This is a genomic window from Corynebacterium sp. Marseille-Q4381, assembly GCF_036881695.1.
Taxonomy (GTDB): domain Bacteria; phylum Actinomycetota; class Actinomycetes; order Mycobacteriales; family Mycobacteriaceae; genus Corynebacterium.
In genome coordinates this window covers 63,336-82,201 of record NZ_JBAJNR010000001.1, presented here as the reverse complement: position 1 = coordinate 82,201, position 18,866 = coordinate 63,336, and the positions used below count along the sequence as shown (strand labels likewise).

General features: G+C 65.4%; 20 protein-coding genes and 1 tRNA gene. 15 read left to right on the top strand and 6 right to left on the bottom strand.

Annotated features, from left to right (window positions below):
• Nucleotide 1 precedes the first annotated feature (1 nt).
• Nucleotides 2-1,189, top strand: coding sequence for an SPFH domain-containing protein (locus tag V6D40_RS00425; RefSeq protein WP_334265061.1), 1,188 nt, complete (start codon nucleotides 2-4; stop codon nucleotides 1,187-1,189).
• Here V6D40_RS00425 and V6D40_RS00420 read toward each other — a convergent pair.
• The 3 genes from V6D40_RS00420 to V6D40_RS00410 all read right to left on the bottom strand — a co-directional run bounded on the left by V6D40_RS00420 (nucleotide 1,155) and on the right by V6D40_RS00410 (nucleotide 2,530).
• On the bottom strand, nucleotides 1,155-1,718 hold the full coding sequence (locus tag V6D40_RS00420) for a MarR family transcriptional regulator (protein WP_334265060.1): 564 nt from the start codon (nucleotides 1,716-1,718) through the stop codon (nucleotides 1,155-1,157). The two genes, V6D40_RS00425 and V6D40_RS00420, sit on opposite strands and share 35 nt — an antisense overlap.
• A complete protein-coding gene (locus V6D40_RS00415) occupies nucleotides 1,715-2,371 on the bottom strand; it encodes a TVP38/TMEM64 family protein (RefSeq protein ID WP_334265059.1) in 657 nt (218 codons plus the stop codon). The genes V6D40_RS00420 and V6D40_RS00415 overlap by 4 nt, the downstream gene beginning before the upstream one ends.
• Before the next feature lie 73 nt (nucleotides 2,372-2,444).
• Nucleotides 2,445-2,530 (bottom strand) — tRNA-Leu (locus V6D40_RS00410).
• Nucleotides 2,531-2,646: 116 nt separating this feature from the next.
• Between V6D40_RS00410 and V6D40_RS00405 the strand changes: the two genes are divergently transcribed.
• The gene (locus tag V6D40_RS00405; RefSeq protein WP_334265058.1) at nucleotides 2,647-3,180 is read left to right on the top strand and encodes a YbhB/YbcL family Raf kinase inhibitor-like protein; all 534 of its coding nucleotides are present in this window, start codon (nucleotides 2,647-2,649) and stop codon (nucleotides 3,178-3,180) included.
• A gap of 10 nt (nucleotides 3,181-3,190) precedes the next feature.
• Nucleotides 3,191-3,538, top strand: coding sequence for a hypothetical protein (locus tag V6D40_RS00400; RefSeq protein ID WP_334265057.1), 348 nt, complete (start codon nucleotides 3,191-3,193; stop codon nucleotides 3,536-3,538).
• Here the strand turns inward: V6D40_RS00400 and V6D40_RS00395 are convergent.
• Nucleotides 3,519-4,598, bottom strand: a complete 1,080-nt coding sequence (locus V6D40_RS00395) for a quinone-dependent dihydroorotate dehydrogenase (protein WP_334265056.1) — start codon at nucleotides 4,596-4,598, stop codon at nucleotides 3,519-3,521. The genes V6D40_RS00400 and V6D40_RS00395 overlap by 20 nt on opposite strands.
• Before the next feature lie 5 nt (nucleotides 4,599-4,603).
• Nucleotides 4,604-5,632, bottom strand: a complete 1,029-nt coding sequence (locus V6D40_RS00390) for a hypothetical protein (RefSeq protein WP_334265055.1) — start codon at nucleotides 5,630-5,632, stop codon at nucleotides 4,604-4,606.
• Nucleotides 5,633-5,669: 37 nt separating this feature from the next.
• Here V6D40_RS00390 and V6D40_RS00385 point away from each other — a divergent pair, with 37 nt between their 5' ends.
• Genes V6D40_RS00385 through V6D40_RS00345 form a run of 9 tightly spaced genes read left to right on the top strand, consistent with a single transcriptional unit; the run spans nucleotide 5,670 to nucleotide 14,438 of the window.
• On the top strand, nucleotides 5,670-6,497 hold the full coding sequence (locus V6D40_RS00385) for an undecaprenyl-diphosphate phosphatase (RefSeq protein WP_334288636.1): 828 nt from the start codon (nucleotides 5,670-5,672) through the stop codon (nucleotides 6,495-6,497).
• Between the two features lie 23 nt (nucleotides 6,498-6,520).
• Nucleotides 6,521-7,726, top strand: coding sequence for a cysteine--1-D-myo-inosityl 2-amino-2-deoxy-alpha-D-glucopyranoside ligase (gene mshC, locus V6D40_RS00380; RefSeq protein ID WP_334265054.1), 1,206 nt, complete (start codon nucleotides 6,521-6,523; stop codon nucleotides 7,724-7,726).
• 15 nt (nucleotides 7,727-7,741) lie between these two features.
• The gene (locus V6D40_RS00375; protein WP_334265053.1) at nucleotides 7,742-8,134 is read left to right on the top strand and encodes a hypothetical protein; all 393 of its coding nucleotides are present in this window, start codon (nucleotides 7,742-7,744) and stop codon (nucleotides 8,132-8,134) included.
• The gene (locus V6D40_RS00370; RefSeq protein WP_334265052.1) at nucleotides 8,127-8,795 is read left to right on the top strand and encodes an HAD family hydrolase; all 669 of its coding nucleotides are present in this window, start codon (nucleotides 8,127-8,129) and stop codon (nucleotides 8,793-8,795) included. The genes V6D40_RS00375 and V6D40_RS00370 overlap by 8 nt, the downstream gene beginning before the upstream one ends.
• Before the next feature lie 11 nt (nucleotides 8,796-8,806).
• Nucleotides 8,807-9,070 (top strand): phosphoribosyl-ATP diphosphatase, encoded by a 264-nt coding sequence (locus V6D40_RS00365; RefSeq protein ID WP_334265051.1) that lies wholly within the window; start codon nucleotides 8,807-8,809, stop codon nucleotides 9,068-9,070.
• Nucleotides 9,071-9,074: 4 nt separating this feature from the next.
• Nucleotides 9,075-9,923 carry an ATP phosphoribosyltransferase gene (hisG, locus tag V6D40_RS00360; RefSeq protein WP_334265050.1) on the top strand — a complete coding sequence of 283 codons (849 nt, stop codon included), beginning with the start codon at nucleotides 9,075-9,077 and terminating at the stop codon, nucleotides 9,921-9,923.
• A 44-nt stretch (nucleotides 9,924-9,967) separates the two neighbouring features.
• Nucleotides 9,968-11,398 (top strand): aspartate ammonia-lyase, encoded by a 1,431-nt coding sequence (aspA, locus tag V6D40_RS00355; RefSeq protein ID WP_334265049.1) that lies wholly within the window; start codon nucleotides 9,968-9,970, stop codon nucleotides 11,396-11,398.
• A gap of 58 nt (nucleotides 11,399-11,456) precedes the next feature.
• Nucleotides 11,457-12,767: an anaerobic C4-dicarboxylate transporter gene (locus V6D40_RS00350; RefSeq protein WP_334265048.1), complete on the top strand. Its 1,311-nt coding sequence runs from the start codon at nucleotides 11,457-11,459 to the stop codon at nucleotides 12,765-12,767.
• A 6-nt stretch (nucleotides 12,768-12,773) separates the two neighbouring features.
• Entirely contained in the window at nucleotides 12,774-14,438 is a 1,665-nt protein-coding gene (locus tag V6D40_RS00345) for a formate--tetrahydrofolate ligase (RefSeq protein WP_334265047.1), read from the top strand.
• On the opposite strand, the gene V6D40_RS00340 is transcribed toward V6D40_RS00345, so the two are convergent.
• Nucleotides 14,430-15,215 carry a RecB family exonuclease gene (locus tag V6D40_RS00340; RefSeq protein ID WP_334265046.1) on the bottom strand — a complete coding sequence of 262 codons (786 nt, stop codon included), beginning with the start codon at nucleotides 15,213-15,215 and terminating at the stop codon, nucleotides 14,430-14,432. The genes V6D40_RS00345 and V6D40_RS00340 overlap by 9 nt on opposite strands.
• A 35-nt stretch (nucleotides 15,216-15,250) precedes the next feature.
• Here V6D40_RS00340 and V6D40_RS00335 point away from each other — a divergent pair, with 35 nt between their 5' ends.
• From V6D40_RS00335 to arc, 3 genes are read left to right on the top strand one after another with little or no spacing between them, the layout of a single operon-like run.
• Entirely contained in the window at nucleotides 15,251-16,453 is a 1,203-nt protein-coding gene (locus V6D40_RS00335) for a M18 family aminopeptidase (protein ID WP_334265045.1), read from the top strand.
• Between the two features lie 6 nt (nucleotides 16,454-16,459).
• Nucleotides 16,460-17,302 (top strand): tRNA (adenine-N1)-methyltransferase, encoded by an 843-nt coding sequence (locus V6D40_RS00330; protein WP_334265044.1) that lies wholly within the window; start codon nucleotides 16,460-16,462, stop codon nucleotides 17,300-17,302.
• Nucleotides 17,303-17,312: 10 nt separating this feature from the next.
• Nucleotides 17,313-18,836 (top strand): proteasome ATPase, encoded by a 1,524-nt coding sequence (arc, locus tag V6D40_RS00325; RefSeq protein ID WP_334265043.1) that lies wholly within the window; start codon nucleotides 17,313-17,315, stop codon nucleotides 18,834-18,836.
• Nucleotides 18,837-18,866 lie beyond the last annotated feature (30 nt).

Genomic DNA, 18,866 nt, shown 5'->3' with positions numbered 1-18,866 from the left:
GATGGGTCCCGCAATCATATTGGTCGTCGTCCTTATCCTTGTCGTCTCTCTGCTGTTCGCTTCCGTGAAGCTGATCCCGCAGGGCGAAGCCGCCGTCATTGAGCGGCTCGGCCGCTACACGCGCACCGTCTCAGGCGGGCTGACGCTTCTCGTGCCCTACATCGACCGCGTGCGCGCCCGCGTGGACACCCGCGAGCGGGTGGTGTCCTTCCCGCCGCAGGCTGTGATCACCCAGGACAACCTCACCGTGGCGATTGACACGGTGGTGACGTTCCAGATCAACGACCCAGCCAAGGCCATCTACGGCGTGGACAACTACTTGGTCGGCGTGGAGCAGATCTCGGTGGCCACGCTGCGCGACGTGGTCGGCGGCATGACGCTGGAGGAGACGCTGACCTCCCGTGAAACCATCAACCGCCGCCTGCGCGGAGAGCTGGACGCCGCCACTGCCAAGTGGGGCCTGCGCATTAGCCGAGTCGAGCTGAAGGCCATTGATCCGCCACCGTCCATCCAGCAGTCCATGGAGATGCAGATGAAGGCGGATCGTGAGAAGCGCGCCATGATTCTCACGGCAGAGGGTAAGCGCGAGTCAGACATTAAGACCGCAGAAGGTGAGAAGCAGGCCCGAATCCTGTCCGCGGAGGGCGAGAAGCACGCCGCGATCCTCAACGCGGAGGCGGAGCGTCAGGCCATGATCCTGCGCGCCGAGGGTGAGCGCGCCGCGAAGTACTTGGAGGCGCAGGGCGAGGCGAAGGCGATCCAGAAGGTCAACGCCGCAATTAAGTCCTCCGGCGTCACTCCGGAGCTGCTCGCCTACCAGTATCTCGACCAGCTGCCGAAGATCGCCGGCAACGAGGCGGCGACGATGTGGCTTATTCCGTCCCAGTTCGGCAACTCGCTGGAGCAGTTCGCCAAGGCTTTTGCCAAACAAGACCAGGACGGGGTGTTCCGCTACGAAGCTGAGCGCGTGGACGAGCAAACCCGCGAGATGGCCGGCGAGGAAAACCCTGAGGAGTGGTTCGACACCTCCACTGACCCGGAGCTAGCAAAGGCGCTCGCCGAGGCGCGGGCGGTTGCCAACAAGCACGTCGACGCGCCAGACCCGACCCAGACCCCGGCGCCGGAGCCGGCGCCGGTAAAGGAAATCGAGCAGGTCAGCCGTCGGCTCGATCTGCCTCAGCCCGAGTAATCAAGTTCAGCGCGAGCTGCCACCCGGCCTGCTCCGCCTGCCAGCCAGCGGCCTGCAGGCGCTGGCTCATCGCCTGCTTCGAGATGCCGAGCGCCTGCGCCGCCTCGTTCTGGTTCATGCCGCTGCGCACGAGCGCCGTCGCTTCGCGCCCCTCGAAGGTGCGCTTGTGCAGCACGTGTCCCACAAGCGCGAACGCCGCAGCAATGTCGTCGGCTGCGGTACCCGGGTGGCGGGTGTCCACGTTCACCTTCACTTGCGCGGGGCGGGTTCCTACCGCATCACTCGCGGCGTGCACGCCGCGGCCGTGGGACGTAATGCCCAACCCGATGGCCCAGTCGCCGTCCGACAGCAGCGCCATCACGAGATTGAGCGCGTGCTCGGGGGTGTCCACGTCGGCGCGGATGTCTTCTACACCCACCACCTCGAAGGGGGACACGCCCGGAAGCGTGGCGAGCGCCTCCGCGGAGCGTGCGACGACCTCGGCCCGCCGCTTGTCGCGTCCTCGGTACCTTGCGTGCACGCCAATCATGTCGATTGAGTGTAGCCGTCGAGGGGCACGCGGGCGTCGATAAGCAAGCCCGAAAGCCCTACCAGCGTGAGCACCACTGTCAGCACAACTACCGCAGGGTTGGCCTCACCGGTGAGGGTGTCACCGAACAGCACCGTGATAACCGTGCCGGGCAAGGAGCCAACGAAGGTGGCAGCCGCGAAGGGGAGCACCGGCACGCGGGTCAGCGCGGCGGCGTAGTTCATCACGGAAAAGGGGATAAACGCCACCATGCGCAGGCTCGCAACGGCAGCCCAGCCGCGTCGCTCGAGGCGCTGGTTAACAGTCTCAACCGCGGGGTGGGTAAGCTGCGGTGCGACGAAGTCGCGGAACAGAAACCGGACCAGGACAAGGGAGATCACCGCGGAAACGGTCGTGGCGGTGATGGCGATGGCGATACCGGCGACCGTGCCGAACAGAATGCCGGCGGAGACCGTCATGATGGTGCGGGGGAGCGGGAACTGGGTGACCACCACGTACAACAGCCAAAACAGCACCGGGAACCAGGCGCCGGCGGCCTCCGCCCATTGCCGCATCACCGCCAGCGGAGGCACCTCGAGCAGCACCCAAGCGGCGATGAACGCGGCGGCTAGGCACACGAGCAACACGATTCGGCGGACGCCCAACCGCTGCATCTTGCCGCACCTTCCTCACCACAGACGAAACCGGCGTTCTACGTCCAAATCACGTACAACGCCGGTCACATTGTGCCCGAGGGGGGACTTGAACCCCCACGTCCGTTAATAGGACACTAGCACCTCAAGCTAGCGCGTCTGCCATTCCGCCACCCGGGCTTTGGGTGTTTGTTCGGCCTTTCGGCCGGGCACTCGCATAACTATAGGGCGGCCGTGTGGGAGTACCAAATCCCCAGTTCAGAATGAGTGATGCGTGCTCCAGGTAGAGTGAAGCCATGACTGCTTCTTACGTTTCAGACCGTTTCCCTGGACCCGACCCGTACGCGCCCCTGAAGGACGTCCCGGCGTTCGAGCTGAGCTCCGACGACATCGCCGACGGCGAGAAATTGCCGGAGAAACTCACCGGCGACAGCGCGGTGAGCCCCCAACTCACGTGGTCCGGTGTCCCGGAGGGCACCAAGACCATTGCTGTGACGTGCTTCGACCCGGACGCGCCGACGGCCTCCGGTTTCTGGCACTGGTCGGCGTTCAACATCCCGGCAGACGTGACCGAGTTGCCGGCTGGCGCTGGGTCGGAAGACGGCCACGGCGTCGGTGCCGTGGTGCTCGCGGGGGACTCGGGGGTAAAGGGGTACTACGGCGCGAACCCTCCGGCCGGCCACGGCCCGCACCGCTACCTGTACGCCGTCCACGCCGTGGACACCGAGTTCGATCCGGAAGAGATCGCGAACCCCACCCAGCTCGGGTTCAACCTGTACTTCCACACGCTCGGCCGCGCCATCACCTGGGGATGGTTCGAGAACGAGTAAGTTCTAGCGAATGGCACCGATTCAACTTCGCGTCGGCGGGGCGTTCATCGCCACCGCCGTGGTGTTGTTCATCTTCGCGTTTCTCGCGGTCATGCGCGGCGAGGCGGTGTTCGACATCACCTCGCGCTTCGTCGCGATCGTCGCAGCCTCGGTTATCTTCGGCGCGTTCGCCACATCGAACACGTCGCAGCCCGGCTCGCGATCGCAGCTAATCGCGCTGGGCAGCGCTGTCGCGCTATTGGCAATCGGCATGCTCCTGCCGAACACAGTGCTCACTGTGGCACCGACGATGTGGCTCGTGCTCTGGGGAGTCGGCGCGCTGTTGTGCGCGCTGATCCTTAGGCGTTTTTCCAGGTGAGCCCGCTGCCGACAGCGTCGGCGATATTGTTCAAGCCGTGGCACTTCACCTGCTGCGCAAGGCCCTTGTGCACGTTGTAGATCCAACCCGGGCCGCCGTAGATGAACGGGGTGTAGCCCTGCAGCAGGTTGGCGCCCGCAGCGATGCGCTCCCACGCCTGCTCGGCGTTCATGATGCCGCCGGAGCTGACGAGGACGAGCTTGCCGCCGACGCGGCCGTGGAGGCGCTCGAGCACCTCAAGAGCTCGGTCATTAAGCGGCGCTCCGGAGATGCCGCCTGCGCCCATCGCGGCCACTTCGTCGGCAGGGGTGGTGAGGTGATCGCGTGAGATGGTGGTATTCGTGGCGACGATGCCGTCAAGCCCCAGCTCCACGGCAAGGTCGGCGACCGCGTCAATGTCCTCGTTCGACAGGTCGGGCGCGATCTTCACCAGCACGGGGGTGTCGGTGGCGTCCTTGACCGCGCCCAAGATCGGGCGCAGTTCGTCAGCGGCCTGCAGATCGCGAAGACCCGGGGTGTTGGGGGAGGAAACGTTCACCACGACGTAATCCGCCAGCGGGCCGAGCAGCGTGGCGCCAGCGCGGTAATCTGCCACCGCGTCGGTCTGGGTCTTGTTCTTGCCAATGTTGATGCCCACCACGTCGCTTGAGCGACGGCCCTTAAGGTTCTCCGCGACGGTGAGCGCTCCGTCGTTGTTGAAGCCCATGCGGTTCAAAATCGCCTTGTCCGCGGGCAGGCGGTACAGGCGCGGGGCAGGGTTGCCGGGTTGCGGCTTCGGAGTCACGGTGCCTAATTCGGCGTAACCGAAGCCGATCGCGCCCCACGCGTCAACCGCGGTGGCGTTCTTATCGAAGCCCGCCGCAAGCCCCAGCGGCGCGGGGAAGTGGACGCCGAACAGCTCCTGCTCGAGCACCGGATCGTGGACACGCACCACCTTTTCCATTGCGCGGTTTAACGGTTTGGCCACGTTCAACAGGCCCAAGGCCACGGACATGATGCCGTGGATCTGTTCCGGGGGGATCCGGAACATCACCTTCAAAGCCTTGTCGTACAACGTCACCGTGCTCACTCCTTACTCTTTGCCACGATGTCCGCGGCGTCAACAAATTGCAGTCCTCCGCCTGTGGCGGAGGCGATGATGAGGCTGCCGTCGTCAAGCGAAACAATGCTTTGCGGATCAGCAACCGTCTCCACCTTGACCAACTCGCGCGGCACGCCGCGGGAGATGTCGTACCCGGCAGCAACGTTGCCCGCGGTCGACGACACCCACGCAAGGCGGTGCGTGCGGTCCCAGGTCACGTCCCACGGGCCTTCGGCCACCGGCGCCATCTGGTGCAGGCGGATGATGTCGTCGGAGGTGTAGACCAACAGCTGCGAACCGGTGGCGTCGGCGGCGAGCACAAGCCCGTCCTCGCCAGCGGCGATCTTGCCCACGCCGAGCCCGACGCGGAGAGTGCCGCCCTGTCGCCCTCCAGCCCAGTCAAGGTCCTGGATTGTGGTGTCGAAGCGGCTGGTGCGCACCACAGTGTCTGGCTGGCCCTCAACCGCGACTGCCTGAATCTGGTCGGTCTCGCGCGCCACCGGGATCTTCTTCACCATTTCGCCGTCCCGGTACACCCACACGGTGCGCTCGGTGTCGCTGCCGACGAGCACCTCACCAGAGGTCGCCACCGTCGCCGCCGTCACCGGCACTTCCACCTGCACGCTATCTTCGCCGCCCGCACTGAAGAGTCGAACGACGTTTCCGCACGCAACCGAAAACGTGCCGGCGTTGGCGGACGCATCCCCGCACTCGGGGGAAAGCTCGTAGCGGGTGGCTTCACCGCTTCCCAGCTCTGCCGGAGAGCCGATCGTCAGCGCATCGCCGGTGCGCACGCCAACGAGGCCCTCGGTGGTGTCTAAGTCGCGCACCGGCTCAAAATCGATGACGCGCCCGTCCGGGTTCGCTGCGGCAGGGGACTCGACCGGGGTGGCGTTACCCATGTCCACGGCGAGCTCGTCGACGATATCGGTGGGTTTGCCGCACGCGGCGGCGGAAAGCACCATCAGTGATCCGAGGATTGCTGCGGCGTTGCGTGTGCGCGAGTTCTTCACAGCCCCCAGAGTAGTGTTGCATGCCGTGACTGAAACCATGACGTGGCTCCAAGTCGTCGTCCTGTCCATCGTGCAGGGCCTGACCGAGTTCCTCCCAGTGTCCTCATCCGGCCACCTGCGCATCGTCTCGGAGCTGTTCTGGGGCGAGGACGCCGGCGCGAGTTTCACCGCGGTGATCCAGCTCGGCACCGAGCTCGCCGTGCTGGTTTTCTTTGCCAAAGACATTTGGCAGATCCTCACCGGCTGGTTCACCGGTTTGGCCAACCCGGAAAAGCGGGGGCGCGACTACCGCATGGGGTGGATGGTCATCGTCGGCACTATCCCGGTGGGCCTCGCGGGCGTGCTGCTGAAAGATCTCATCCGCGAGAACTTCCGCAACCTCTGGATCACCGCCACGGTGCTCATCCTGTTTTCCTTCGTGTTCATCCTCGCCGAGCGGGTGGGGAAGAAGACCCGCGGGTTCGACGAGCTGACGATGAAGGACGCGGTGGCTATGGGCTTGTGGCAGTGCCTCGCGCTGATCCCGGGTGTCTCTCGCTCCGGCGGCACCATCTCGGGCGGCCTGTTCCGTGACCTCGACCGAGAGGTGGCGACGCGCTTTTCCTTCCTGCTCGCCATCCCCGCGGTGCTCGCCTCCGGCCTGTTCTCACTACCCGACGCCTTTGACCCGCAGGCAGGGCAAGCGGCCTCCGGCATGCAGCTGCTCGTCGGCTCCGGCGTCGCGTTCGTGCTGGGCTACATCTCAATCGCCTGGCTTTTGAAGTTCGTCTCCAACCACTCGTTCGCGTGGTTCGCCGCCTACCGCATCCCGCTGGGGCTTATCGTGATGCTGCTTCTCGCAACTGGCGTGATGCAGCCCTATTAAGAACAGCCTGTAGGCTTGCCGCCATGCAATCCTGGCCCGTGCCCGAAGTCCCGTCCGTTGCCGGAACACCTGTTCCGCTGCACCTGTTCGACACCGCGGACCAGGTGGTCAAACCGGTCGACACCTCCGGTGAGCGGGTGGGGATGTACGTCTGCGGCATTACGCCGTACGATTCCACGCACCTCGGCCACGCGGCGACCTACCTCACCTTCGACCTGGTGTACCGGCAGCTGCTGGCCAACGGCCACGACGTGCACTACGTCCAGAACATCACGGACGTGGACGACCCGCTGTTCGAGCGCGCCGAGCGCGACGGGGTGGACTGGCGCGAGCTGGGCACCAGCCAGATCGACCTCTTCCGCTCGGACATGGAGGTCCTTTCCGTCCTCCCGCCACAGGATTACGTGGGCGCGATGGAGGCCGTTGATGAGATCGTGGTGATGGTGCAAAAACTCCTCGATTCCGGCGCCGCCTACGAGCTCGACCACGGTGACATCTACGCGCCGATTACCGCCACCGAGCAGTTCGGCTACGAGTCCAACCTGGACCGCGAGACGATGCTTTCGTACTTCGCGGAGCGCGGCGGCGACCCCGACCGCGAAGGCAAGCGCGACCCGCTGGACGCGCTGTTGTGGCGTGGCCACCGCGAGGGGGAGCCGGCGTGGGAATCCCCGTTCGGCCCAGGCCGCCCCGGCTGGCACGTGGAGTGCTCCGCGATTGCGACGAACCGCTTGGGCGAGCACTTTGCCATCCAAGGCGGCGGTAACGACCTCGCCTTTCCGCACCACGAGTTCTCCGCGGCGCACGCTGAGGCCGCCAACAACGTCGCGCGCATGGCAGGCCACTACGTCCACACCGGCATGATCGCGCTCGACGGTGTGAAGATGTCGAAGTCGCTCGGCAACCTGGTCTTTGTGCACAAGCTGAGTGGCGAGGGCTACGACCCGTCCGCGATCCGCCTTGCAGTATTCGGTGGACACTACCGCGCCGACCGCGACTTCTCGTATGAGGCCCTCAATGCCGCGCAGGAGCGTCTGGCCTCTTGGCGTGAGCGCTTGCAGCGCGAGGTGGCGCGGGAGGACGTGGAGGAGGGCGTCGATAAGCTGCGAAAAGCCCTGGCCAACGACCTGGACACGCCTGCCGCGCTCGAGGTGATCGATAAGGCTCAGGGGGATCACGACGGCATCCTCGCAGCCGCGATCGACGGCCTGCTTGGCGTGCGGATTTAGAGCGAATCGACGAAGATGAAGGCCATGACCTCGATCCGCAGCCAGTTCCAGCCTGACGTCGACGAATTCATCGACGACCTGCACACCTTTGCCTCGGGTGCTTACCTTAACGACGATGACAAGGAGCTCTGGGACGAGCCGTTCGACGCGAACGTGCTGCCCGAGCTCAAGCACATCATGGAGATGTTCCTCGACGCGCTCGACGTCATCGGCGACGATCCGGAAGGCGACCAGCTGGTCGCCGTGGTGACCCCGTTCTACGCCAACTTGGACGAGTTCAACACGAAGTACGCTTTCGCCGTGCTCGAGCCGGAGGAGAAGGCCGACATCGAATCCTTCGTCTTCCGCGCGTGCGCAGCCACGGGTGCGACCGACGAGGCGCTTGCGGAGCTGCCCGATTTTGAGTAGCACCCCGGCCGCCATCTTCTGGGACATGGACGGCACGCTGATCGACACCGAGCCGCTGTGGGGCGAGGCCACCTACGCGCTCTCGGAGGAGCTCGGCCGCCGCATCACGCCGGAGGTGCGGGAGCTTACCGTTGGCGGCAGCTTCGACAACACCCTGCGGATCCTTGCGGAGTACGCAGGGCTTTCGCTTGTCGACGTCAACGTCAACCACTACCGCACCTTCATGTTCAATCGCATGGCGCAGCTTTTTGAGGGCGGCATCGACCTCAACCCGGGTGTGGGCGGCGTACTGGAGTCGCTGGCGGCGGCGGGCACGCCGATGTACGTGACCACCAACACCGAGCGCGTGCTGGCCGACAGGTGCATTGACGCCATGGGCCGGCACTTCTTCACCGACTCGATCACCGGCGACGAGGTTGCGAACCCGAAACCCGCCCCCGACATGTACTTGGAAGCGGCCAGGCGAGCGAGCGCAGAACCTGAGGAGTGCCTTGTCTTCGAGGACTCCTGGGCTGGGATGACCGCGGCCGTGGACGCTGGCTGCGTGGTGCTGGGCTTGGCGGAGGACGTGCCCGCATGCGTGCACCGCTTCAACCCGGCAAACTTCGAAGGGGCGATTGCCGCGGATGTTGTCGGGTGGTACGCGGATGCTGTGGGCTAGCATTAACCACCGTGAAAAACTTCGACGACCTGTTTGCTGAACTCACCCAGAAAGCCGCCGAGCGACCCGCCGGATCCAGCACCGTTGAGGCGCTGGACAAGGGTGAGCATTTCATCGGCAAGAAGGTCATCGAGGAGGCCGGCGAGGTGTGGATCGCCGCCGAGTACCAGTCCGACGCGGAGCTGGCGGAGGAGATCAGCCAGCTTTTGTACTGGACGCAGGTCATGATGATCAAGCGCGGACTGACCACCGACGACATCTACAAGTATCTTTAGCACCATGATCAAGATCGCTGTTCCGAACAAAGGCGCGCTGTCCGAGCACGCCATGACCGTGCTGAAAGAGGCCGGCTACAAAGGCCGCGGAGTGTCCAAGGCGCTCAACGTGCTCGACGAGGAGAACGACGTTGAGTTCTTCTTCCTGCGCCCGAAGGACATCGCTATCTACGTCGCCCAGGGCCACTTGGACCTTGGTATCACGGGGCGCGACCTCGCCGCTGACTCACGCGCGGACGTCGAGGAGGTGCTCGACTTGGGCTTTGCCTCGTCGACCTTCCGTTTCGCCGCGCCGCAGAACGAGAGCTGGACGATCGAGCAGCTTGAGGGCAAAAATATCGCCACCTCCTACCCGCACCTGGTGCAGGACTACCTCGCTGATCGCGGCATCCAGCCCAAGTCGGTGATCCGCCTCGATGGGGCGGTGGAGATCGCCATCAAGCTGGGTGTTGCGGATGTGATCGCGGACGTGGTGTCCACCGGCGCCACGCTGCGCCAGCAGGGGCTTGCCCCGTTTGGTGAGCCGATCATGGCGAGTGCGGCCGTGGTGGTCAAGCGCGGGGGCGTGACGCTTAACGACGACCACCAGCGCGTCCTCAGCCGCATCACCGGCATCCTGACGGCGCACAACTACTACATGGTCGACTACAACATCGCGCGGGCCAACCTCGATGACGCGGTCGCGGTGACCCCGGGCGTTTCCGCGCCGACGGTCTCTCCGCTGCAGCGCGAGGGCTGGGTCGCTGCCCGCGCTATGGTGCCGAAGGCCGACGCCAACCGGGTGATGGACGACCTCGCCAGCATCGGCGCCGAGGGCATTTTGGCCACACAGCTGCGCATCGCACGGCTGTAACCTGGCCTAACCTGGCCTGTCATGGGGCCCGTACAATGGGCTCTATGACTACACGCACTGAAGAAGACCTGCTTGGCACGCTCGCGGTGCCGTCGGAAAGCTACTACGGCGTCCACACCCTGCGAGCCGTAGACAATTTCCAGATCTCGGGCACCACGATCAACGAATTCCCAGAGTTCATCCGCGGCATGGTGCAGGTGAAGAAGGCAACCGCGATCGCCAACCGCCGCCTCCACACCCTGCCGAAGGACAAGGCCGAGGCGATCATCGCTGCGTGCGACAAGATTCTGGATGAGGGCTACTGCATGGATCAGTGGCCCTCCGACGTGTTCCAGGGCGGCGCCGGCACCTCGGTGAACATGAACACCAACGAGGTTGTGGCCAACGTTGCGCTCGAGATACTGGGCAAGGAGAAGGGCTCGTATGACGTCATCAACCCGAACGACGACGTCAACATGAGCCAGTCCACCAACGACGCGTACCCGACCGGGTTCCGCTTGGGCCTCTACTACGCCATCGACCGCCTGCTGGTCGAGCTCGACGGGCTGCAGAAATCGCTGCGCGCGAAAGGCGACGAGTTCAGCGACATCATCAAGATGGGCCGCACCCAGCTCCAAGACGCGGTGCCGATGACACTCGGCCAGGAGTTCTCCGCGTTCGGCTCGAACCTGGCGGAGGAGCAGAAGACGATCAGCGCCGCCGCCGAGTCCCTGCTCGAGGTGAACCTGGGCGCGACCGCGATCGGTACCGGCATCAACACGCCGAGCGGGTACCGCGACCAGGCGGTCACCGCGTTGCGTGAGGTCACCGGGCTGAACATCCAGGCATCGCCCGACCTCATCGAGGCCACCAGCGACACCGGCGCGTACGTCATGATGCACTCGGCGCTCAAGCGCGCGGCAATGAAGCTGTCGAAGATCTGCAACGACCTTCGTCTCTTGTCCTCCGGCCCGCGCGCTGGCCTGAACGAGATCAACCTGCCCGAGCGCCAAGCGGGCTCGTCAATCATGCCGGCTAAGGTCAACCCGGTTATCCCGGAGGTGGTCAACCAAGTCTGCTTCAAGGTGTTCGGCAACGACGTCACGGTTTCTATGGCCGCCGAGGCCGGCCAGCTGCAGCTCAACGTGATGGAGCCGGTAATCGCCCAGTCGCTCTTCGAGTCGATTAACCTTCTCGCCAACGCGGCGCGGACCCTGCGCGAGAAGTGCGTGGAAGGCATCACCGCCAACAAGGAGGCGTGCGAGGCGTACGTCACCAACTCCATCGGCATCGTGACCTACCTGAACCCGGTCATCGGCCACCACGCCGGGGACCTCATTGGTCGCGAGGCGGCAGCGACGGGCAGGAGCGTCTACGACTTGGTGCTGGAAAAGGAGCTCATGACCGAAGACGAGCTGAAGAAGGTGTTGAGCAAGGAAAACCTCATGCACCCCGAGTACCGCGGCGCGCTGTACATCGACGAGGACGAGCGCTAGTTGTAGATCACACTATTTGCTAACTTTGGGCGGGCAAGCGGCGTGACATGATCAGTGCATGCTGTTCCTCATCCGTCTCGCGATCCTTTTGGGCGCCATCGTTTTGGGCGCCCGCATGGGCTCCGTGGCTATCGGCTTCGCCGGCGGCCTCGGAGTCCTTCTCCTTGGCGCCACCGGCGTCCCCGTTACTGCCGACGCCATTCCCTTCGACGTCATCGGCATCATCATGTGCGTCATCGCGGCGATTAGCGCGATGCAGCTCGCCGGCGGCATGGACTACCTCGTCCACCTGGCTGAGCGCTTCCTGCGCCGCAACCCGAAGCGGATTACCCTGTACGCGCCGATCGTGACCTGGCTGATGACCGTGCTTGCTGGCACCGGCCACACCGCGTTCTCCACGCTGCCGGTGATCGTGGAAGTGGCGAAGGAGGGCAAGGTCCGCCCGTCGCGGCCGCTGTCGGTGGCCGTCGTAGCCAGCCAGATGGCCATTGTGGCCTCGCCAATCTCCGCCGCCGTGGTGTTCATGGCGTCCATCCTGGAGCCGCTCGGCGTGGGCTACCTCCAGCTGTTGGCTGTGATGATCCCCGCGACCTTTATCGCCATCTTCCCCACCGCCTGGGTGGCCAACCGCCTTGGCAAGGACCTCGAGGACGATCCCGTGTATCAGCAGCGGCTTAACGACGGCCTGGTTTCCCCGCCAGCCGCCCAATCCGCCGCAACCACCAAGCCCGGTGCCCGGGCATCCGTCTGGGTCTTCCTCATCGCCATTGCGGTCGTGATGATCTACGCCACGCTCATCTCTGATCAGGTCGGCCTCATCCAGGAGCCGAGCGTGCCCCGCAACGAGGCGATTATGGCGATCATGTTGGCGGCTGCCGCCGTCATCCTGCTGATCAGCAAGAACCAGGCTGTTGAGGTGCTCGGCACCCAGGTGTTCAAGTCCGGCATGTCTGCCTCGCTGTGCGTGCTCGGCGTGGCTTGGCTGGGCACGACGTTCATCAACTTCTACATCGAGGACATCCAGGCGATCGCGGGCGACGTGCTGCAGACGCAGCCGTGGCTGCTCGCCGTGGTGCTCTTTTTCGCAGCGTGCCTGCTCTACTCGCAGGCCGCCACAGCCAAGGCGCTTATGCCGGCCGCGCTTGCGATCGGGGTCAGCCCGCTGACCGCCGTCGCCGCCTTCCCGGCCGTGTCTGCGCTGTTCGTTCTGCCTACTTACCCGACGCTGCTCGCGGCCGTGGAGATGGACGACACGGGATCCACCCGCATCGGCAAATACGTCTTCAACCACCCCTTCCTTGTGCCGGGCGTGATTTGCATCGCCATCGCCGTAGGCCTCGGGTACGTGTTGGGCGCTGCGGTACTCTAGTCCGATATGACAGGTATCCCATCTGACGTCGAAATTGCCCAAGCCCACACCCTGGAACCGATTGACGCCATCGCCGCGAAAGCGGGGGTGGACGCTAACGCACTGATCCCATACGGCAAGTACATGGCCAAGGTGGACACCACCCAGGTTCCGGACTCGCACCCGGGCAAGCTGGTGCTTGTCACCGGCGTGTCGCCCACGCCGGCAGGCGAGGGCAAGTCGACCACGCTGATCGGGCTGACCGACGCGCTGGCCAAGCTGGGCCACAAGGCGATGGTGGCGCTGCGCGAGCCGTCCCTCGGCCCCGTCATGGGCATTAAAGGCGGCGCTGCCGGCGGCGGGTACGCCCAGGTCGTGCCGATGGAGAACATCAACCTCCACTTCACGGGCGACTTCCACGCCATCACCGCTGCCAACAACACGCTCGCCGCGCTTATTGACAACCACATCCAGCAAGGCAACGCGCTGGGCATCGACCCGCGCCGAGTGACGTGGCAGCGCTGCCTCGACGTCAACGACCGCTCGCTGCGCGGCGTGGTCACCGGCCTCGGCGGCGCGGGCAACGGCGTGCCCACCGAGACCGGTTTCACGATCACCGCGGCCTCCGAGATCATGGCAATTCTGGGCCTCGCCACCGAATTGGCCGACCTGAAGCGGCGCCTCGCCGCGATCACGGTCGGGTTGACCTACGACAAGCAGCCGGTCACCGCCGGCCAGCTCGAGGCCGAGGGCGCAATGGCGGCCCTGCTCAAGGACGCTATCAACCCCAACCTGGTGCAAACTCTGGGCGGTACTCCGGCATTCATCCACGGCGGCCCATTTGCCAACATTGCGCACGGCTGCAACACGCTAATCGCCACCCGCACCGCGCAGCGCTACGCGGACATCGTGCTCACCGAGGCTGGCTTCGGCTCGGATCTCGGCGCGGAGAAGTTCTTCGACATTAAGGCGCGCGCCGGCGGCCTCGACGTGGCGGGCGCCGTCGTGGTCTGCACGATCCGGTCGATGAAGTACAACGGCGGCGTGAGCAAACAGGACCTGGACGAAGAGAACCTGCAGGCGCTTGAGGCGGGCATTGACAACCTCGAGCGCCACGTGGAGAACGTGGCTAAATTCGGGGTCACGCCGGTGGTCTCGTTGAACCTGTTCACCTCCGACACGCAGGCCGAGCGCGACTTCGTGAAGGACTGGGCGCAGCAAAACGGCATCGCTTTGGCGGAGTCCGAGGTGTGGGCCAAGGGCGGCGACGGCGCAATCGAGCTCGCCAAGACCCTGCTCGAAAACTACTCCGAAGGCACGGCGGCCCAACTCTACGACCCGGCCGACGGTGTGGAGAACGCCATTGCCACCATCGCGCGCGAAATCTACCGCGCCGACGACGTGCAGTACTCGGCCGCCGCGCTGAAGGACCTGCAGACGCTGAAAGACAACGGCTGGGACACGCTTCCGGCGTGCATCTCGAAGACGCAGTACTCGTTCTCCGACGACCCCACTCAGCTCGGCGCGCCGACCGGCCACACCCTGCACGTGCGCAACCTCGTTCCGCGCACCGGTGCCGGGTTCATCGTGGCGCTGACCGGCGACGTGATGACCATGCCGGGCCTGCCCAAGGTGCCGGCCGCCAACAACATCGACGTCGACGAAAACGGCGCGATTACCGGCCTATTCTGACGGCCAGCCCGGGTACGGCGGGGGAGTGCCGCCGTATACCGGGCACAAGTCGTGGAAGGGGCACCAGTCGCACAACCGCGACTGCCGCGGGCGAAAGGACCCGGCCTCGCCGTCGGCCACGATTTTCGCCCACAGGTCGCCGAGATCGCGTTCGAAGTACTCCAGCTCCTCGCGCGACGGGGTGAAAATCATGGTGTCCATGACCTTCAGGTACATGAGCTTCAGCTGGGCCGGGATGACGCCGAAGAGGCGCCAGTACACCAGCGCGTAGAAGCGCATCTGGAACCGGGCGCTATCGGCGTAGCGGGGCAGCGGCATTTTGCCGGTTTTGTAGTCGACCACGCGTACCTCGCCGGTCGGAGCGATGTCCACGCGGTCGATGAACCCGCGCACGGGCACGCCGTTGGGCAGCACCGCTTCGACGCGCATCTCTTGGGCGTGCGGGTCGAAGCGTTCGGGGCCTTCCATGTGGAAGTAGCCTTTGAGGAGGGCGCGGGCGTCGACAAGCAACTGCATCTCGTCCTCCACCGGCTCCGCGCACGCGGGCTCTTGCTCCTGCATCCTCTCCCACGCCGGCTTGAGACGTTTGACCGCCGCGGGGTAGGTGCGTGCCTCGCGCGGCCAGGTGAACATCTCTTCCAGCACCGCGTGGACGAGCGTGCCGCGGACCTGGTGGATGGACTTCGGCTCGGGGATTTTGTCGATGACTTTGAGCCGGTACATCAGCGGACACTGCTGGTAATCACCGGCGCGGGAGGGGGAGAGGGCGAGAGACATCGGGGCAACAATATCGCAGCACTAGGGTTAAAGGCATGACTAGCCTCGCAGAGTTTATCTCCGCCAGCCCGAGCGCCTTCCACGCAGCGCAGGCCGTCCGCGACGCGTGCGTCGCAGCCGGATTCACCGAAGACACCGCCACCACGCCCGGCGGGCACGTGCACGTCCAGGGCGGCGCAGTGATCGCCTGGTGGGTGCCAGAGTCACCACGGGCGCGCTTCCGCATCGTCGGATCGCACACCGATTCACCAGGGCTGATGCTCAAACCCGGCGCGGAATTCGCCGGCGAGGGGTTTCGCCAGCTGCCCGTCGAGATTTACGGCGGCCCACTGTTGCACACGTGGACGGATAGGGAGCTCGCGTTCGCGGGGCGCATTTCGCTTGCCGACGGCACCAGCCACCTCATCCGCACACCCGCCATCGCGCGCGTTCCCAGCCTGGCGATCCACCTCTACCGCGGGGACGTGCCAGAGCTGGACCGCCAGGCCCACATGCAGCCCGTACTGTGCGTCGACGAGTCGATGCGCGAGATCATTGCTGCCGCTGCCGGCGTCGACCCAGCAGCGGTGATCTCCCACGAGCTGATCTCCGTGGACACGCAAGCACCCGCGGTGGTGGGCGAGACGCTCGCCGCCGGCCGCCTAGACAACCTCACCAGCGTGCACGCCTCGCTGGCTGCGCTGCTCGACGCGGTGGACGACGCCGAGGACGTGCTGGTGCTCGCAGCCTTCAACCACGAGGAGGTCGGCTCAGCCTCAGCGACGGGCGCCGGCGGACCGCTGCTGGAACGCGTGCTGGCGAAGCTGGCCGCTGAGCTTGCCCCTGAACTGGGCGACCCGCTGGAGCTCTACGCGGCGTCGTCAATCATCTCGGCGGACGCGGCGCACGCCGTCCACCCGAACTACCCGCAGAAGCACGACCCGACGCACCGGCCACTGATAAACAAAGGTCCGGTGTTGAAGATCAACGCCAACCAGCGCTACTCTTCCGACGCCGAGACGCAGGCCGTGTTCACCCGCGCGGCCGCCGCAGCGAGTGTGCCGGTGCAGACCTTCGTGGGCAGAAACGACGTTCCCTGCGGCTCCACCATCGGCCCGATCTCCGCCACGCGGCTGGGGATCCCGACCGTGGACGCGGGCGTTCCGCTTCTCGCCATGCACTCCGCCCGCGAACTCGTCGGGCTCAAGGACCAAGCCTGGTTCCAACAGGCGCTCACCGCTTACTACAAAGGGGCGTAGACCACCATGATCAGCAACTACTCCGGCAAGTTCCGCCCCGGCGACAAGGTGCAGCTGACGGACGCGAAGCGCCGCCACTTCACCGTCGAGCTGGTGCCGGGCGGCCAGTTCCACTCCCACAAGGGCATTGTCGAGCACGACGACATCATCGGCTCCGACGAAGGCAGCGTGGTGCAGTCCACCCTTGGGGCGGACTTCCTCTGCTTCCGCCATTTGCTGGTGGACCACGTGCTCTCCATGCCCCGCGGCGCCGCGGTGATCTACCCCAAGGACGCCGCCCAGATCTTGGTTGAAGGCGACATCTTCATGGGCGCGCGCGTGCTCGAGGCGGGTGCGGGCTCCGGTGCGCTGACTATGTCGCTGCTTCGCGCCGTCGGGCCAGAAGGCCACGTGTTCTCTTACGAGATCCGCGACGACCACCTCGCCTTCGCCCGCGACAACGTGGCCGAGTACTTCGGCGGCGAGCCCGCCTGGTGGTCGCCGCGCCTCGGCGACTTCGGCGAGGTCACCCAGGAAGACCTCGGCGGCCCGGTCGACCGCCTCATCTTGGACATGGTCGAGCCGTGGCAGTTCATCGACACGGTCAAAAACCTGCTCATTCCGGGCGGGGTGTTCATGACCTACGTCGCCACCGTCCCGCAGCTGATGAACATCATGGAGGCAATCCGCGAAGCCAAGTGCTTCACCGAGCCCCGCGCCTGGGAGACGCTGCTCCGCGAGTGGAAGGTCGAGGGTCTTGCCACCCGCCCCGAGCATCGCATGAACGCGCACACCGCGTTCCTGGTGTGGACGCGCCGCTTGGCCGACGGTGTGACGCCGCCGCGTCCGCAGCGCAGGGCGCGTAGATAAGCTTGGCCCCATGATTGAAGACGACGCCTTCGGACCGGAGCTGCGCCAGCTCAAGCGCGACAACCAGGAACTCGGCGCGCGCAACAAGAAACTCGCCGAGCTGCTGAAATCCAGCCGCGACAAGCTCAACAGCCTCTACGGCCAAGTTGAGGCGCTGGCCGAGCCCGCCTCGACCTACGGCATCTACCTCGCGCCCGCGCCCCGCGGCATGGAGGCGGAGATCTACACCTCGGGTCGCCAGATGCGCGTCAAGATCGCCCCGACTATCGCACCGGATGCGCTCGCGCCGGGCATGCTTGTCCGGCTTGGCGACGGCACCGTCATCGTCGAAGCATGCGGCTACGAAACAACCGGCCAACTTGTCACGCTGATTGAAAAGATTGACGGGGGCCGCGCGGTCGTCGCCGACACCCAGGGCACCGAGCACCTGGTCCAGCTGGCGCAGCCGCTTGTGGACCAGGCGCGCGCTGGGGACACGGTGCTCGCCGACTTGAAATCCGGATTCGCCTTCGAGCGCATTGCCAAGACCGAGGTCAACCAGCTTTCGCTCGAAGAGGTCCCGGACGTCACCTACGACGACATCGGGGGGCTGAGCTCCCAGATCGACACCATCAAGGACTCCGTCGAGCTGCCGTTCGCGTACCCCGAGCTCTACCGCGATTACCAGCTCGCGCCGCCGAAGGGCTTGCTGCTTTACGGTCCGCCCGGGTGCGGCAAGACGCTGATTGCGAAAGCCGTGGCCAACTCGCTGTCTCAGCGCATCGGCGACGGGGGACAGGCGCACTTCATCAACGTCAAGGGCCCAGAGCTGCTCAACAAGTTTGTCGGCGAGACCGAGCGCCGTATCCGGCTGATCTTCGAGCGCGCCCGTGAGCTCGCCTCCGACGGCCGCCCCGTCATCGTCTTCTTCGACGAGATGGAGTCGATCTTCCGCACCCGGGGCTCCGGCGTCTCCTCCGACATGGAGACCACGGTCGTGCCTCAGCTGCTCACCGAGATCGACGGCGTGGAGGGCATCGCAAACGTCATCGTCATCGGCGCCACCAACCGGGAGGAGCTCATCGACCCGGCGATCCTGCGCCCCGGCCGCCTCGACATCAAGATCCGCGTCTCGCGCCCCAACCGAGAAGAGGCCGCCGACATCTTCTCCCGCTACATCACCCCGGACATCCCGCTCGCGGACACCCCGGAGGCACTCATCGCCGCCGCAGTCGACGCCATGTTCGCACCGCGCCCGTTCGTCGAGCTGTCGCTTGTCGACGGCAGCACCGAAACCCTCCACTACCACGACTTCACCTCCGGCGCGATGATCGCCAACGTGGTCGATCGCGCCAAGAAGCTCGCGATCAAGGACCACATCGCGGGTGCGGCAAGCGGCGTCACCGCCGACCACTTGCGCGCCGCCGTGCGCGCCGAGCAGGACGAGAGCGAGGACATGCCGAACACCGCCAACCCCGACGAGTGGGCGCGGATCACGGGCCGCCACGGAAAACGCGTAATCGCTGCGGAAGTGCTGACCGATCCCGTACAGTAGCCTCCATCTCAAAAGGCGGGACTTCAGTCC

Excerpts from the sequence above, each read along its gene's own strand:
- aspA (WP_334265049.1), top strand. The coding sequence starts at position 9,968 with ATGACTACACGCACTGAAGAAGACCTGCTTGGCACGCTCGCGGTGCCG.
- arc (WP_334265043.1), top strand. The coding sequence starts at position 17,313 with ATGATTGAAGACGACGCCTTCGGACCGGAGCTGCGCCAGCTCAAGCGC.
- V6D40_RS00330 (WP_334265044.1), top strand. The coding sequence starts at position 16,460 with ATGATCAGCAACTACTCCGGCAAGTTCCGCCCCGGCGACAAGGTGCAG.
- V6D40_RS00345 (WP_334265047.1), top strand. The coding sequence starts at position 12,774 with ATGACAGGTATCCCATCTGACGTCGAAATTGCCCAAGCCCACACCCTG.
- V6D40_RS00375 (WP_334265053.1), top strand. The coding sequence starts at position 7,742 with ATGAAGGCCATGACCTCGATCCGCAGCCAGTTCCAGCCTGACGTCGAC.
- V6D40_RS00415 (WP_334265059.1), bottom strand. The coding sequence starts at position 2,371 with ATGCAGCGGTTGGGCGTCCGCCGAATCGTGTTGCTCGTGTGCCTAGCC.
- V6D40_RS00405 (WP_334265058.1), top strand. The coding sequence starts at position 2,647 with ATGACTGCTTCTTACGTTTCAGACCGTTTCCCTGGACCCGACCCGTAC.
- V6D40_RS00350 (WP_334265048.1), top strand. The coding sequence starts at position 11,457 with ATGCTGTTCCTCATCCGTCTCGCGATCCTTTTGGGCGCCATCGTTTTG.
- V6D40_RS00420 (WP_334265060.1), bottom strand. The coding sequence starts at position 1,718 with ATGATTGGCGTGCACGCAAGGTACCGAGGACGCGACAAGCGGCGGGCC.
- mshC (WP_334265054.1), top strand. The coding sequence starts at position 6,521 with ATGCAATCCTGGCCCGTGCCCGAAGTCCCGTCCGTTGCCGGAACACCT.
- V6D40_RS00400 (WP_334265057.1), top strand. The coding sequence starts at position 3,191 with ATGGCACCGATTCAACTTCGCGTCGGCGGGGCGTTCATCGCCACCGCC.
- V6D40_RS00425 (WP_334265061.1), top strand. The coding sequence starts at position 2 with ATGGGTCCCGCAATCATATTGGTCGTCGTCCTTATCCTTGTCGTCTCT.
- V6D40_RS00340 (WP_334265046.1), bottom strand. The coding sequence starts at position 15,215 with ATGTCTCTCGCCCTCTCCCCCTCCCGCGCCGGTGATTACCAGCAGTGT.
- hisG (WP_334265050.1), top strand. The coding sequence starts at position 9,075 with ATGATCAAGATCGCTGTTCCGAACAAAGGCGCGCTGTCCGAGCACGCC.
- V6D40_RS00335 (WP_334265045.1), top strand. The coding sequence starts at position 15,251 with ATGACTAGCCTCGCAGAGTTTATCTCCGCCAGCCCGAGCGCCTTCCAC.
- V6D40_RS00385 (WP_334288636.1), top strand. The coding sequence starts at position 5,670 with ATGACGTGGCTCCAAGTCGTCGTCCTGTCCATCGTGCAGGGCCTGACC.